General features: G+C 69.9%; 14 protein-coding genes and 2 pseudogenes. 11 read left to right on the top strand and 5 right to left on the bottom strand.

Annotated features, from left to right (window positions below; translation table 11 throughout):
- Positions 1 to 24: 24 nt before the first annotated feature.
- Entirely contained in the window at positions 25 to 1221 is a 1197-nt protein-coding gene (locus SY89_RS06085; protein ID WP_144427142.1) for a hypothetical protein, read from the bottom strand.
- Between the two features lie 566 nt (positions 1222 to 1787).
- Here SY89_RS06085 and SY89_RS06080 point away from each other — a divergent pair.
- From SY89_RS06080 to SY89_RS06060, 5 genes are all read left to right on the top strand, one after another.
- Positions 1788 to 2066, top strand: a complete 279-nt coding sequence (locus SY89_RS06080) for a hypothetical protein (protein ID WP_054583541.1) — start codon at positions 1788 to 1790, stop codon at positions 2064 to 2066.
- 41 nt (positions 2067 to 2107) lie between these two features.
- Positions 2108 to 2551, top strand: coding sequence for a universal stress protein (locus SY89_RS06075; RefSeq protein ID WP_054583540.1), 444 nt, complete (start codon positions 2108 to 2110; stop codon positions 2549 to 2551).
- Between the two features lie 48 nt (positions 2552 to 2599).
- Positions 2600 to 2935: a 2Fe-2S iron-sulfur cluster-binding protein gene (locus SY89_RS06070; RefSeq protein ID WP_054583539.1), complete on the top strand. Its 336-nt coding sequence runs from the start codon at positions 2600 to 2602 to the stop codon at positions 2933 to 2935.
- A gap of 12 nt (positions 2936 to 2947) precedes the next feature.
- Positions 2948 to 3589: a hypothetical protein gene (locus SY89_RS06065; RefSeq protein ID WP_054583538.1), complete on the top strand. Its 642-nt coding sequence runs from the start codon at positions 2948 to 2950 to the stop codon at positions 3587 to 3589.
- Between the two features lie 91 nt (positions 3590 to 3680).
- On the top strand, positions 3681 to 3866 hold the full coding sequence (locus tag SY89_RS06060; protein ID WP_054583537.1) for a hypothetical protein: 186 nt from the start codon (positions 3681 to 3683) through the stop codon (positions 3864 to 3866).
- 93 nt (positions 3867 to 3959) lie between these two features.
- Here SY89_RS06060 and SY89_RS06055 read toward each other — a convergent pair whose 3' ends face one another.
- Positions 3960 to 5141 carry a S8 family peptidase gene (locus SY89_RS06055; protein WP_054583536.1) on the bottom strand — a complete coding sequence of 394 codons (1182 nt, stop codon included), beginning with the start codon at positions 5139 to 5141 and terminating at the stop codon, positions 3960 to 3962.
- A 178-nt stretch (positions 5142 to 5319) separates the two neighbouring features.
- Here SY89_RS06055 and SY89_RS06050 point away from each other — a divergent pair, with 178 nt between their 5' ends.
- Complete coding sequence (locus SY89_RS06050; RefSeq protein ID WP_054583535.1) at positions 5320 to 6066, top strand: DUF2797 domain-containing protein; 747 nt, start codon at positions 5320 to 5322, stop codon at positions 6064 to 6066.
- 44 nt (positions 6067 to 6110) lie between these two features.
- Positions 6111 to 6835, top strand: a pseudogene (locus SY89_RS06045) (ribosome assembly factor SBDS).
- Positions 6836 to 6865: 30 nt separating this feature from the next.
- Here SY89_RS06045 and SY89_RS06040 read toward each other — a convergent pair.
- Entirely contained in the window at positions 6866 to 7201 is a 336-nt protein-coding gene (locus SY89_RS06040; RefSeq protein ID WP_054583534.1) for an FUN14 domain-containing protein, read from the bottom strand.
- A 184-nt stretch (positions 7202 to 7385) separates the two neighbouring features.
- Between SY89_RS06040 and uppS the strand changes: the two genes are divergently transcribed.
- Positions 7386 to 8315, top strand: a complete 930-nt coding sequence (gene uppS, locus SY89_RS06035) for a polyprenyl diphosphate synthase (RefSeq protein ID WP_054583533.1) — start codon at positions 7386 to 7388, stop codon at positions 8313 to 8315.
- Here the strand turns inward: uppS and SY89_RS06030 are convergent.
- Both SY89_RS06030 and SY89_RS06025 read right to left on the bottom strand, forming a co-directional pair.
- Positions 8312 to 8986: a hypothetical protein gene (locus SY89_RS06030; protein WP_054583532.1), complete on the bottom strand. Its 675-nt coding sequence runs from the start codon at positions 8984 to 8986 to the stop codon at positions 8312 to 8314. The two genes, uppS and SY89_RS06030, sit on opposite strands and share 4 nt — an antisense overlap.
- 41 nt (positions 8987 to 9027) lie before the next feature.
- Positions 9028 to 9636: an undecaprenyl diphosphate synthase family protein gene (locus SY89_RS06025; protein WP_054583531.1), complete on the bottom strand. Its 609-nt coding sequence runs from the start codon at positions 9634 to 9636 to the stop codon at positions 9028 to 9030.
- A 132-nt stretch (positions 9637 to 9768) separates the two neighbouring features.
- On the opposite strand from SY89_RS06025, the pseudogene SY89_RS06020 reads away from it, so the two are divergent.
- The 3 genes and pseudogenes from SY89_RS06020 (at position 9769) to SY89_RS06010 (ending at position 12053) form a co-directional block, all read left to right on the top strand.
- Positions 9769 to 11125: pseudogene (locus tag SY89_RS06020) on the top strand (DUF92 domain-containing protein).
- Positions 11122 to 11532 carry a GNAT family N-acetyltransferase gene (locus SY89_RS06015; protein WP_054583530.1) on the top strand — a complete coding sequence of 137 codons (411 nt, stop codon included), beginning with the start codon at positions 11122 to 11124 and terminating at the stop codon, positions 11530 to 11532. The pseudogene SY89_RS06020 and the gene SY89_RS06015 overlap by 4 nt, the downstream one beginning before the upstream one ends.
- 125 nt (positions 11533 to 11657) lie before the next feature.
- Positions 11658 to 12053 (top strand): hypothetical protein, encoded by a 396-nt coding sequence (locus SY89_RS06010; RefSeq protein WP_054583529.1) that lies wholly within the window; start codon positions 11658 to 11660, stop codon positions 12051 to 12053.
- Positions 12054 to 12058: the final 5 nt, after the last annotated feature.

Here is a 12058-nt window from a genome sequence, read left to right as displayed (position 1 = left end):
CGCCCAAACCACCCGCTTCCGTTCTCAGGACTCCACGAACACCACGAGCCGCCGGTCCGTCAGGCCCTGCTCGATCTCGTAGCGCTCGTAACCCGACAGCCGGTCGGCGACCGCGCGCCGGTGGGCCGGCGTCGTGACGACGACCGGCGGCGCCGACTCGTCCATCGCGTTCGGAGCGTCGACGCTCGCGGTTTCGGCGCCGGCGCGCTCGACGTACCACGCGAGCGGCAGCCGCGCCGAGAACGCCCCGCGTGCCGCCTCGGGAACTGGAGGGCGATCGAGCGTCGACTCGTCGGGCACCGCGAGGTCGGCGCCGACGTAGAGCACGTCGACGCCCGTACCGTCCGTGACCGCGCGCTCGATCGCCGCGGCGGGGGCACGGAACTCGGCGCCGGGCTGGGCGTACCCCGGCAGCGCGTCGTCGGCTTCGGGCGCGTCGTACACCTCACCGGCGACGACAGCGCCAGTGTGGACGCCGGCAGCCGAGAGCAGCAGTAGCGCCGCGGCGAGTCGCGCGGCCTCGTCGGCCGCGATGCTCTCGGCGGCGGCGTTCCAGAGCGCGGCGAGACCGACGGCCGCGGGCACCGTCGCCGGAGCGAGCACGTGGACGGCGACCCAGGGCTGGTTCACCTCCGTCGCCAGCGGGAACAGCAACAGTCCCGCACCGGCCCAGTAGGCGGCGAAGTTCACCACCGGGCGCGACCGGCCGGCGTAGCGCTCCCGGAAGAACCCCCAGATCGCGAGGCCGACGACCGGGAGCGCCGCCGCCAGCAGCACCTCGGCGGTTCCGGCGACGTACGGGAGCAGCGCGTGATCGTTGGTGTACGTCGGCGGCGCGTGCCGACCCAGCACGCGCACCGCAAGAAAGCGTTGGACGGCGCCGACGGTGCCGGATTCGAGCGCGGCCAGCAGCGACGCGGGCGCCGAGAGGTCGGTTCGCCCGCGCGGAACGTAGAAGCTGAGCGCGACGACGACGGCGACGGCGGTCCCCCGCAGGAGTGCGACGCGGCGACGGACGACGCTCGCGGCACCCTGGCGAACGCGTTCCCGGATCGCTGTCGCTTCCTCCCCCGGATGCGGCCCTCGTCGACGGTGAGCAGGGCGGCGAGCAGCCAGCACCCCAGCACCGCGAGCACGAACCCCGAGGTAGTGAGCGCCAGCCCGAACGCCGCGGCGCCGGCGTAGAACGCCCGGCGATCCCCTCGGTGGTGTGCGCGCCACACGAAGCCGACGGCGACGAGTGCGAACGCCGCCAGCGGCAGGTCCCCCGAAGCACACGGGCGTAGTAGAGCAGCGGCGGCGCGAGCGCGAGCAGGAGCGCGAGCGCGACCGTCTCGGTGTCCGAAAGCCCCGTTACTCGATCCCGTTCCCTTGCTCGATCCCGTGCGCGCCGGAACAGCAACGCCGCGAGCGGCAGCAGGCCGCCGATCGTGGCGACTGGGGCGCGTGCGGCGGCGTCGCTGGTCAGCCCGAGCGCGAACAGTCGGCGGGAGACGACGTAGAGGAACGGCCCGCCAGCGACCGGGCGGTACTCGTAGACGCCGGTTTCAAGCGAGCGCAGCGTCCAGTAGCCGACGCGGGCCTCGTCCCAGTGGAACGGGCGCGCGCCGAGGCCGACAAACCGGGCCAGGAGCGCGACCGCCGCGACCGCGACGACGGCTCGTTGGACCCGGTCGAGTCGGGACATAGGGGTTCCTGTCGCCCCCTGTAGCAAGAAGCTTCGGAAGCGGCCGTGCCGCGAGGGAACGTTCGGAAGCGCCTTTGGCCACGCAGGTCGACACGTAGCTATGAGCGTGCTCGACTCTCTCCCGGATCGCCCGCTGCGCGACGCCGAACTCGCCTCGTTCAACCGGTCTGACGCGATCGAGATGGCGGTGGAGGTCAGCGAAACCGAAGGCGAGGGCATCGACGGCGTGCTCCTCGCGACCGAGGACTGGGTGAAGGGCCTGGCCTACGAAGACGAGGGATGGCGCGTCGTCGAGTCCGTGTCGCTTGGCGACGGCGAGAACGAACGCTACGAGGGGATGCGGGCGTGCGAATCGGCCGTCCGAGAGGCGCTTGACTGAACCGGGGTTTCTAATCCCTGCCGACCTACTGTGCGGACGAGATGTACGACGACATCCTCGTACCCACAGACGGAAGCCCCGCTGCGACCACCGCGATCGAACACGCCGTTTCGCTGGCCGAGACGTACGACGCCACCATCCACGCGCTGTACGTCGTCGACGCCAGCGCCTTCTCGTCGATCGAGTCCGGCTCCGAGCTCGTGATCGACGCGCTCGAGGAGGAAGGCCAGCGCGCGGTGGAGGAGGTCGTCGACGCCGCCGAGACCGCGGGCGTCGAGGTCGAAACCCACGTCGTCTCCGGGACGGCCTACCGTCGCATCCTCGACTACGTCGACAGCGAAGGCGTCGACCTGGTCGTGATGGGTACCCACGGGCGCAGCGGCGTCGAGCGGTTCCTGCTCGGGAGCGTCACGGAGCGCGTCGTCCGCACCGCCGACGTTCCCGTCCTCACGATCCGACAGAAAGACGAGGAAGAGGAAGAGTAGGGGCGTATCAGGAAACGCTTTTCTCGGCGCCCCACCCAGCCCCGGAGTATGACCGAGCACACCGTGGAGTTCGTCGGCACCGGCGAGACCATCGAGGTCCCGGAGACCCGCCCGATCCTGCAGGTCTGCATGGAGGAGGGGATCGCCCAGGAGTACTCCTGCCGCGTGGGGATGTGTCTGGCCTGTTCCGCGGAGATCATCGAGGGCGAGGTCGAACAGACCGTCGTCGAGCAGCGCGCGCTCACCGAGGAGGAAGCCGAGGACTACGCGCTGACGTGTATGGCCCGCCCCAAGTCCGACCTCAAACTCGACCGCGGGAGCTACCCGCCGAGCATCGAGGACGCCGAGGCCGACGCCGCCGACGCCGCGGCCGACGACGACTGAGCCGACGGCGAGATGGACGGCGGCACCTTCCGCGACCGCGTGCAGGCCGCGAAATCGACCGAGTTGGACCGGCTCGGCTCGGCGTCGCTGCTGGCCGCGCTGACCGACGCCGACCCCACGACGCGGCGCGTGCTCGAAGCGGCCGCCGACTCAGAACACGCCGCACACACGACGTTCTCCCGCTGGGCCGTCGACGAGGACGACGAGCGTGTCCGGCAGGCGTTCGAGGACGTGGCCGACCGGGAACAAGAGCACCGGAGACGCGTCCTCGCGGCACTGCCAGCGAGCGCTTCGGGGTACGAGCCACACGACGGCGGCCCGCTCCACGAGTACCTCCGCGGCCGTGAGGGGGCGATCCACCGCGTCGCCGCGGGGATGGTGGGGCGGGGGCTCGTCGCCGAGCGCACCCACTCGCGGCTGGTCTCCTTCTTCGTCGACGCGGGTGACAGCCGGCGCGCCGACCTGTTCCGTGAACTGCGCGCGGAGACCGAGGCAGGGACCGAGCGCGGCCTCGACCTGCTGACGACGCTCTGTGAGACGGACGGCGACTGGACGGACGCCCGGGCGGTCGCGGAGTACACGATCCAGGTCGCCTACGACGACTACGTCGACGCGTTGCGGGAGGCGGATATCGATCCGGCCGCTGTTCACTGATTTTCCGGCGGTCAGGCGCACCCGTTCTACCTGTGGGGGAACGAGCCGAACGTTGAAACGGTTCGCGGGACAAATTCACGGTAGAGAGCCAATGAGCGTAGGGCTCCTTCGCTCCATCTCGGACGCGATCTCCGGCGGGTCCGACGACGACGGGGACGTGTTCAGCTACGAGTGCGCGTCGTGTGGCACCGAGTTCGATCGCCCGAAGACGCGGATGATCGGCGTTCGGTGTCCGAACTGCCGCTCGATGGACGTGCGGGACGCCTCTGACGCCTGAGACCGGGTCACCGGTCGAGCAGTGGGGCCGACCGGTATCACCCCCAGTATTTTCACGCCGAACAGCGGCAGGAACGGGGACCAGATCGCCAACTCAGTTGTCGCTCGAGTCGTAGCCCAGCGCGGCGGCCACGTCGAGGAGGCCGTTCCCCGACTCGTTGCTCGCGAGCCCGATATTCTCGGCCGTGCTGTTCAGCGTGTCCCGAGCCTGGGTGTTGCTCGCGCCGTTGGCCATCAGCTGCCCGGCGGCACCGGCGACGTGCGGACACGCCATCGACGTTCCCGAGAACTGGCTGTAGCCACCCGGGACCGTGGAGTTGATGTTGTCACCCGGCGCCGCGATCTCGACCTCCGGGCCGGTCGAGGAGAAGTCGGCGAGGCTGTCGTCGGAGCTGGTCGCGGAGACGGCCATCACCGTGCTGTAGGCCGCGGGGTAGCCGACACAGTCCGTACACGGCCCGGAGTTGCCGGCGGCGGCGACGAGGAACACGCCCTTGTCGTGGGCGTACTGGCAGGCGTCTTTGAGCGCCGAGGAACTGCTGGAGCCGCCGAGGCTCATGGAGCCGACGTCCCAACCCTGGTCCGCGACGTACTCGACCCCGGCAGCGATGTCCGAGAACGACCCGGAGCCGCACTTGTCCAGCACCTTCACCGCGTGGAGCGTCGCCGTCGTCGACGCCCCGACGATCCCCTGGCTGTTGTCGACGGCGTCGGCGATGCCGGCGCAGTGGGAGCCGTGGTCGTTGTCGTCGTCCCAGGAGTTGTAGCAGGTGTTGTCCGCGGGCTTGGCGCCGTAGCGACAGCCGCCTTTCGTGCTACAGGAGACGAACGCCTTGCCGGCGCCGACGTTCGCAGTCAGATCGGGGTGGTCCGAGTCGATTCCGGTGTCGAGGATGGCGATATCGGCGCCCTCGCCGGTGTCGCCGTTGGCGTGGGCCACCTCGCTGTCGACGCGGTCCTGTCCCCACGGGACCGACTGGGCCAGCGCCTCCATGGTGCCGTTCTCCTCGACGTAGCGAACGTGAGGGTTCTGCTCGAGCCCCTCGATCGCGTTCCGGGACACGCGCATCGTGAGCGCGTCGAAGTTGAACTCCCGGACGACCTCGCTCGCCGCCTCCATCGCGGCGCCGCGACCACGATCGTTCTCGTAGCCCACGTTGACTTCGACCGTCGCGTCGTCCGCCGACGCGAGCCCGGAGAACGCCCCGGCCGCGACGGCACCACTGGTCGCTTTGAGTACGGTTCGACGCTTCGCCCCCGAGTTATCCTCTGGCATGGCAGTCAGGAACAAGCGCAGTGGTTTGAAAAATCTACTGGTAATAACCCGTAACTAATAGTCAGCACACATATTCTTGTGCCAGTTGTGGAGAAATATTCGCGTGGCCGGTCGGGTCGGCACCCTGACCGACCGCCCGGATGAACAGTCATATGCGGGACCACGTCCAAGCCGGCGTGTGCAGTTCGTGGGGTACGACGCCGGCGACGGCGGCTTGTTGCTCGCCCGCGACGGCGACGTGGAGTACGTCGATCTGACGCCCGGCACCGAGATCGCCTATCAGTTGGGCGAGCGCCACTGCGCCGGCGTCGTCGAGGAGGGTGGCCACACCGCCTGCGACGCCGACGGGGCGCCGTACTGCGACGCCCACAGTCACGTCTGGGTCTGTGCCAAGTGTACCGGGGAGTGTCTGAAAGACGAGATGGACTGCTTCGAGGACCACGCGGTGTATCTCGCCGCGTTCGCTCCGGACGTGTTCAAAGTCGGCGTCACGCGCGAGTGGCGCCTCGAGACGCGACTGTTGGAGCAGGGCGCCGATCGTGCAGCGCACGTTCGGACCGTCGACGACGGTCGCGCCGCCCGGCGCATCGAGGCCGGCATCGCCGAGCGCATCCCGGACCGCGTCCGCATGCCGACGAAGATCGACGGGCTCGGCCGCTCGGTCGCCGACGACGCCTGGGAGGCCCTACTGGCCGACTTCGACCCGATCGAGACGTTCGAGTTCGACTACGGCCTCGATCTCGACGGCCGGCCGGTGACCGAAACGATGGCCACGGGGACGGTTCGGGGCGTGAAGGGTCGGATCCTCTTGCTCGAGCGGGCCGGGAGCACCTACGCCGTCGACTTGCGAAGCTTGGTCGGGTACGAGGTGAGCGAGGGGCCGAGCGAGCGGGAGATGCAGTCGAGTCTCGGCGCCTTCGGCTGAACGGAGGGCGACGGTTTATGGTCCCGGCCGTGGAACCCTGAAGCATGATTCCGCTTGAGGATGCCGTCACCGCGCGGCTCGAGTCTCACGGCGAGCGCTTCGAGGTGCTCATCGACCCCGACGCCGCACTCGAGATGAAACGCGGCGAGTTCGAGGGGGAGCTCGAGGACGTGATCGCCGCCGAAGACGTGTTCGAGAACGCCTCACGTGGCGATCGGCCCGCCGAGAGCGCGCTGGAGGAAGTGTTCGACACCACCGACCCCATGGAGATCATCCCGGAGGTCGTCGAGCGCGGGGAGATCCAGATCACCGCCGAGCAGCGCAAGGAGATGGAGGAGCAGAAGCACAACGCGCTGATCAACAAGATCGCACGCAACGCCGTCAACCCCCAGATGGACAACGCGCCCCACCCCCCGAGCGCATCGAGCGGGCGCTCGAGGAGGCCGGCTTCACGGTCGATCCGATGGAGCCAGTCGAGACGCAGGTCGACGACGCGCTCGACGCGCTCCGGCCGGTGATCCCCATTCGGTTCGACGAGATCACGGTCGCGGTCAACGTCCCGGCGGACTACGCCGGCAGCGCACAGGCGAAGATCCGCCAGTACGGCGACCTGGAACGCGAGGAGTGGCAGGCCGACGGCTCCTGGATCGGCGTCGTCACGTTCCCGGCGGGGATGCAGAACGACTTCTACGACCTGGTCAACGAGGAGACCAGCGGCGAGGCCGAGACGAGCATCGTCAAGGAGAAAGACGACCTCAAAACCCGGTAACGAACTGCCGGCGCGTTCTCGAACTGCCGCTCAGGCCCGCCGCCAGCCGACGTAGAAGCCGCCGGTGAAGCCGGCCGACACCGACACCGTCGAGAGGATCGTCTCGACCCACGACGGCGGCGTCCCGGTGGCGGCGTCCTGCCCAGCGCCCATCAGCCCGGACGTGAGCTTGTCCCAGTCGACGGTGATGATCTCCCGGGACTCGAGGAACTTGAACACCGCCAGCTCGATGCCGACCAGCACGGCGATGATCTTGGCGACTTTCTTCGCGGCGAAGCCGATCAGGGCGCCGATGAGGGCGCCGGATCCGGCCTCGACGCCGAGCTGCCGGAAATCGATGTCTAACTGGAGCGCGACGGGGTCCATGGCCCCTACTGCGTCGCTCTCGGTTAAACCGTTTGTGGGACCCGACCCGCGAACGGGCGTCGACGGCGATTGCACACGGCCACGACACAGTTTCTCCCGCCGCGGGGCGGCGGTCTCGGCAGTGAGCGAGCCGTGGCCTCGATACGTCACAAGACTCATACCTCACGACGGCGCACCGACACCCATGAAGCAGTGGGTCCGAAAACAGTTCGTGCGGGCCTACGAGCGGCTGCTCCGTCGCGAGGGCGACGGCGGTCCCTCCCACGTCGCGATCATCCAGGACGGTAACCGGCGCTACGCCCGGGAACGGGGCGACGACGCTCCCGAGGGGCATCGCGCCGGCGCCGAGACCACCGAGCAGGTGCTCGAGTGGTGTCAGGATCTCGGCGTGAAAGAGCTCACCCTCTACGCGTTCTCGACGGAGAACTTCAAGCGCCCGCCAGAGGAGCGTGAACACCTCTACGACCTGCTCGAGGAGAAGCTCACCTCCATCGCCGACAACGACCGTATCCACGAGAACGGGGTGGCGATCCGCGCGATCGGCGAGACCGACCGCCTCCCCGAGCGCGTCCAGGAGGCGATCCGGTACGCCGAGAACCACACCGCCGGGTACGACTCCTTCCGGCTGAACGTCGCGCTCGCCTACGGCGGTCGGAACGAACTCCTCCGGGCCGCCCGCGACGTGCTGGACGACGTCGACGACGACGACCTCGCGCCAAGCGATATCGACATCGAACTCGTCGACGATCGGCTCTACGGCCGGCAGGTCCGCGACGTGGACCTGATCATCCGCACCGGCGGCGACGAGCGCACCTCGAACTTCCTGCCGTGGCACGCCAACGGCAACGAGGCCGCGGCGTACTTCTGTGCGCCGTACTGGCCGGAGTTCTCGAAGACCGACTTCCTGCGGGGGATCCGTACCTACCAGTCCCGCGAGCGCTCGTGGCAGCGCACCCGCCGAGAGCGCGCGGCCGCGATCGTCCGCGCGGTCGCGGAGACCGAACTCGCGGAGGCCCGCACCGTCGCCGGGCGCCTGCGCGAGAAGCTCCCCGGTGGGGCGGCCCCGGAGATCGAGGCCGAACTCGACGCTCGGGGCACCGAGTCCGCCGACTAGCTCAGCAGCCGCGCGAACCACGTCCGGATTCCCGGGGCGGCCGAATCGGCGTCGACCGCGACGGGGTCGTCGCTCACGTCGAGGGACGTTCGTTCCGTACCGTCGGCTCTGGTCCAGACGAGTTCGCCCGCGTCTCCCGTTTCTCCGCCGCCGTGGAGGTCGTACCCCGCCGGCGCGCGGAGCGTGAACCGGTCGGTGCCGAGGTAGCGCGGCCCCTCACCCCCAGACGCGAACAGGGCGTTCGGGCCCTCCGGAGTGAGGGGCGTGAACACCACCGCGCCGACGTGGCGCTCTGCGGCCTCGTCGTCGCGGTACCTGACTGTCAGCGTACCGTCGTCGACGCTGCTCCGGACGGCCTCAGGCTCGGCGACGCTCCAGCCCATCGCCTCGTCGACGACTGCACGCCGGAACGAGTCGTTCTCGGCCATCGACGCGGCCCCGCGAGCGAGTTCGACCGTCGCGATCCAGGTAGTCGAGCCGTTCGCGTGAATCCGAACCGTGAGTTCGCTCTCGTCCGCGGCGACGTCGGTCCCGTCGACCGTCGTGTCGAACGAGCAGACGCCACACACCGGCGTCGGCGGCGCGCGGGCGTCCGCAGCCGGCACGGCAGCGACGGCCGCGAGAGCGAGCAGGAGGGCGAACACGACGTGGAGGGATCTGCGGGGACGCATACCCGGAGTCTACGCCGACGGGAGAATAAACCTGGCCCCGACTACTCGCCGAAACGGCGCTGCCGGTCCTCGAACTCGAGCACCGCCCGCAGGTAGTCCCGTTTCCGGAAGTCCCGCCAGTTCACGTCCGTGAAGTACAGCTCCGAGTAGGTCGACTGCCAGATCAAGAAGTCCGAGAGCCGTTCGGCGCCGGTCTTGATCAGCAGATCCGGCTCCTCCGGGAACACGAGGTGATCCGTCACCGTCTCCTCGTCGACGTCCGCGGGGTCGAGGTCGCCGGCAGCCACGTCTTCGGCCATCTCCCGGACCGCGCGGGCGAACTCGCCGCGACCCCCGAGGCCGACGTTGATCCGGATCGGCGCGGCCGCGCGCTCGGCGTCGTCGGGGCCGCGGACGGCCACCGCCCGCGGTGCGTCGATTCCCCGGAGCTCCCGGACGAGCGTCGGCACGACCGCCTCGTCGAGCACCGACACCGAGACGGTGACGCGCTCGGCGCCGTAGTCGAACGCCCAGCGCAGCGTCGCTTCGAGCGTCTCGTAGGCGCCCTGCTCCAGTAAATCACGCTCGGTGAGCACCAACGCGACATGGGCGGGGCCGTCGGCGTCGGCGAGGCGATGGCGGAGGGCGAGATAGGCGTCGTACGCTCCCACGAGGCCGAGTAGCGGTCGCGTGCTCGAAAACCCTTCGTCGGCGGCCGATACTTTCGGTCCCGAGGAGCCGACGCGCTCGACGCCCGGCGAGGTGTCGGGAGCGTTAAGTACGCGTCGCAGGTAGCCGACGACGTGAACCGGAGGCTCAGGCGCGACGCCGGCTTCGCCGCAGTCTCCCTGCTCGCACTGTCAGCGCCGCTTCTCGGGCGGGCGACGGCGCTGCCGTTTCTCGCTGTCGCCGGCGCCGCGGCGTTTCTCGTCGACGACGGCCCGCTGTTCGCGCTGTTCGCCCGACCGCGCGACCGACAGGCCGGCCGGCTGTACGGCCTCGCCTCGTTCGCCCTCGCCGCCGCCGTCCTCGCCTTCCTCGCGGCGCCGCCGGTCGCCGCGACCTACACGATGCCGCTCCCGGCGTTCGCCGCCAGCGTCGTCACCGTCGGCGTCGGGAACCTCGGCGCGACTGCCGTCCGCGACCGCCTCGACGAGCAGTTCCTCGTCGTCGCGGCGTTCGCGGTCGCCGCCTTCGTCGCCGCGCTGCTGGCCCAACTGATCGTCGTCGCCCTCGCGTCGACGCCGTTCGCGATGGCGGGCGTCGACGTGGGGTTCGGGGCCGCAACGACGTTCACGTTCCACGCCGCGATGGCGGCGCTGATCGGCGCACTCACGCGCTCGATGCTCTCGCCCGGTGACACCGCCGCCGTGACGTTCGCGGTCGGCGCCTCGATGCTCGTCGTCGGCGCGCTCGTGCCCGCAGTTCACGTGCTGGACGTGGCGCTCGCACTCGGCGTCGCCCTGTTCCTCGGCGGGTTCACCTACGCCACCGGCACCGCCTCCGGGGAAGGGATGCTCGCGGGCGTCGTGTTCAGCCTCGTCAGCATCGGGTTCGGCGGGCCGGGGTGGTTCGTCATCCTGCTCACCTTCTTCGGCATCGGGTCGCTCACGACGAAGTTCCGCTACGAGGAGAAAGCCGAGCGCGGCGTCGCCGAGGAGAACGAGGGCGCCCGCGGGCTCGGGAACGTGCTCGGCAACGCCGGGATCGCACTCGCCGCCGTCGTCGGCTTCGCCGCCGTCTCGACGGGCGAGTTCCCGATCGACCCGAACCTGTTCCGTCTGGCGTTCGCCGGCTCGCTCGCGACCGCGACGGGCGATACGCTCTCCAGCGAGATCGGCGGCCTGTTCGACACCCCGCGGCTGGTGACGACCGGCGAGCGCGTCCCCCCGGCACCGACGGCGCCGTCACGTGGCAGGGCGAACTCGCCGGCCTCCTCGGCGCTGCGCTGGTCGGGCTGCTGGCGGTCGTCCTGCTCAGCGTCCCCAGGGGTCGACGACCGTCGTCGCGCTAGTCACCGTCGGCGGGTTCGCCGGCATGACGGCCGACAGCGTGCTCGGCGCCACCGTCGAGGGCGACCGACTCGAAAACGAGACGGTGAACCTGCTCGCCACGCTGGTCGGGGCGCTCGCGAGCGTCATGCTCTCGTTCGTGGTGTGATCCGCGAGGGTCGCCCCCAGGACCGCCCCGCAGTTCGCGGCCTCCAGCAGTATCTCCCCGAACCGGCGCCCGAACTGCTCGCCCCCGTCGCCGGCGGCAGCCTGTTCGTCTCGACGGCGTCGGGTGCCGTCGTCGGCTACCTCCTCTGGTTTCCGGGCGAGCCAGTCTACGCCGCCGAACTGGTCGTCCACCCCGACTACCGTCGCCAGGGCCGGGGACGCGCGCTGTTTCAGGCGCTGTTCGACCGGCTCGACCCCGGGAGGGCAGTCGTGCTTCGGGTCGCCGCCGAGAACGAGGCTGCACAGGGCCTCTACCACGAGCTCGGCTTCGAGCGCGTCGCCGTCGAGCCCGACGCCTACGACGACGGCGCCGGCTACCTGCTGCGTGCCGTCGTCGACGACGGCTGACCTGCCGATACGCATACATTTCTGGAGCGTACAGTACCGTGTGAAAGCATGCCGAAGAAGCCAGCCGACTCGCGAGCCGTCCGGTACCTCGCGGAGCACGGCCCGTCCCCCGCGACGACCTCCCCGTGCAGAACCTCGCGAAGAACGTGCGGGCGCTGATCGGGACGCTCAACATCTCCGGCGGCCCGGGTGGCGGGGGGTCGACGGCCGGCGTCGCGGGCGGGCTGACGGGGATCGCGTATCTCCGCGACGAGCACGCGCTGTCGGCCGTGATCGAGGCATGGCTGGCGGAGAACGAAAGCCAGATCGAGGAGATCTCCGCGGACTCGGTTCGGCGTCGCCTCCGGGCGTCGGTGCCCCACGAGAAGCGGGACGTGGTCAGCGAGGTGCTGTCGGAGAAAGGGTACGAGGTGGACTACACCGACCGCGGCGGTCGACAGACCGAGCCGTTCGAGTGTAGCCTCTGTGGGGAGTCGGTGCCGGACATCGCGTCGCACCTGCCGGAGTGTCCCGAACGGTAGCCCCG

Origin of the sequence: Halolamina pelagica (assembly GCF_001307315.1) — an archaeon.
Lineage (GTDB): Archaea > Halobacteriota > Halobacteria > Halobacteriales > Haloferacaceae > Halolamina > Halolamina pelagica_B.
Note: the sequence above shows the minus strand (reverse complement) of the source record. Positions and strands in the feature narration are given on the sequence as shown.

Bases quoted from the DNA above. Each gene is read 5' to 3' on its own strand.
- uppS (WP_054583533.1), top strand. From the start codon at position 7,386: ATGAAGCAGTGGGTCCGAAAACAGTTCGTGCGGGCCTACGAGCGGCTG.
- SY89_RS06055 (WP_054583536.1), bottom strand. From the start codon at position 5,141: ATGCCAGAGGATAACTCGGGGGCGAAGCGTCGAACCGTACTCAAAGCG.
- SY89_RS06040 (WP_054583534.1), bottom strand. From the start codon at position 7,201: ATGGACCCCGTCGCGCTCCAGTTAGACATCGATTTCCGGCAGCTCGGC.
- SY89_RS06065 (WP_054583538.1), top strand. From the start codon at position 2,948: ATGGACGGCGGCACCTTCCGCGACCGCGTGCAGGCCGCGAAATCGACC.
- SY89_RS06030 (WP_054583532.1), bottom strand. From the start codon at position 8,986: ATGCGTCCCCGCAGATCCCTCCACGTCGTGTTCGCCCTCCTGCTCGCT.
- SY89_RS06060 (WP_054583537.1), top strand. From the start codon at position 3,681: ATGAGCGTAGGGCTCCTTCGCTCCATCTCGGACGCGATCTCCGGCGGG.
- SY89_RS06080 (WP_054583541.1), top strand. From the start codon at position 1,788: ATGAGCGTGCTCGACTCTCTCCCGGATCGCCCGCTGCGCGACGCCGAA.
- SY89_RS06070 (WP_054583539.1), top strand. From the start codon at position 2,600: ATGACCGAGCACACCGTGGAGTTCGTCGGCACCGGCGAGACCATCGAG.
- SY89_RS06075 (WP_054583540.1), top strand. From the start codon at position 2,108: ATGTACGACGACATCCTCGTACCCACAGACGGAAGCCCCGCTGCGACC.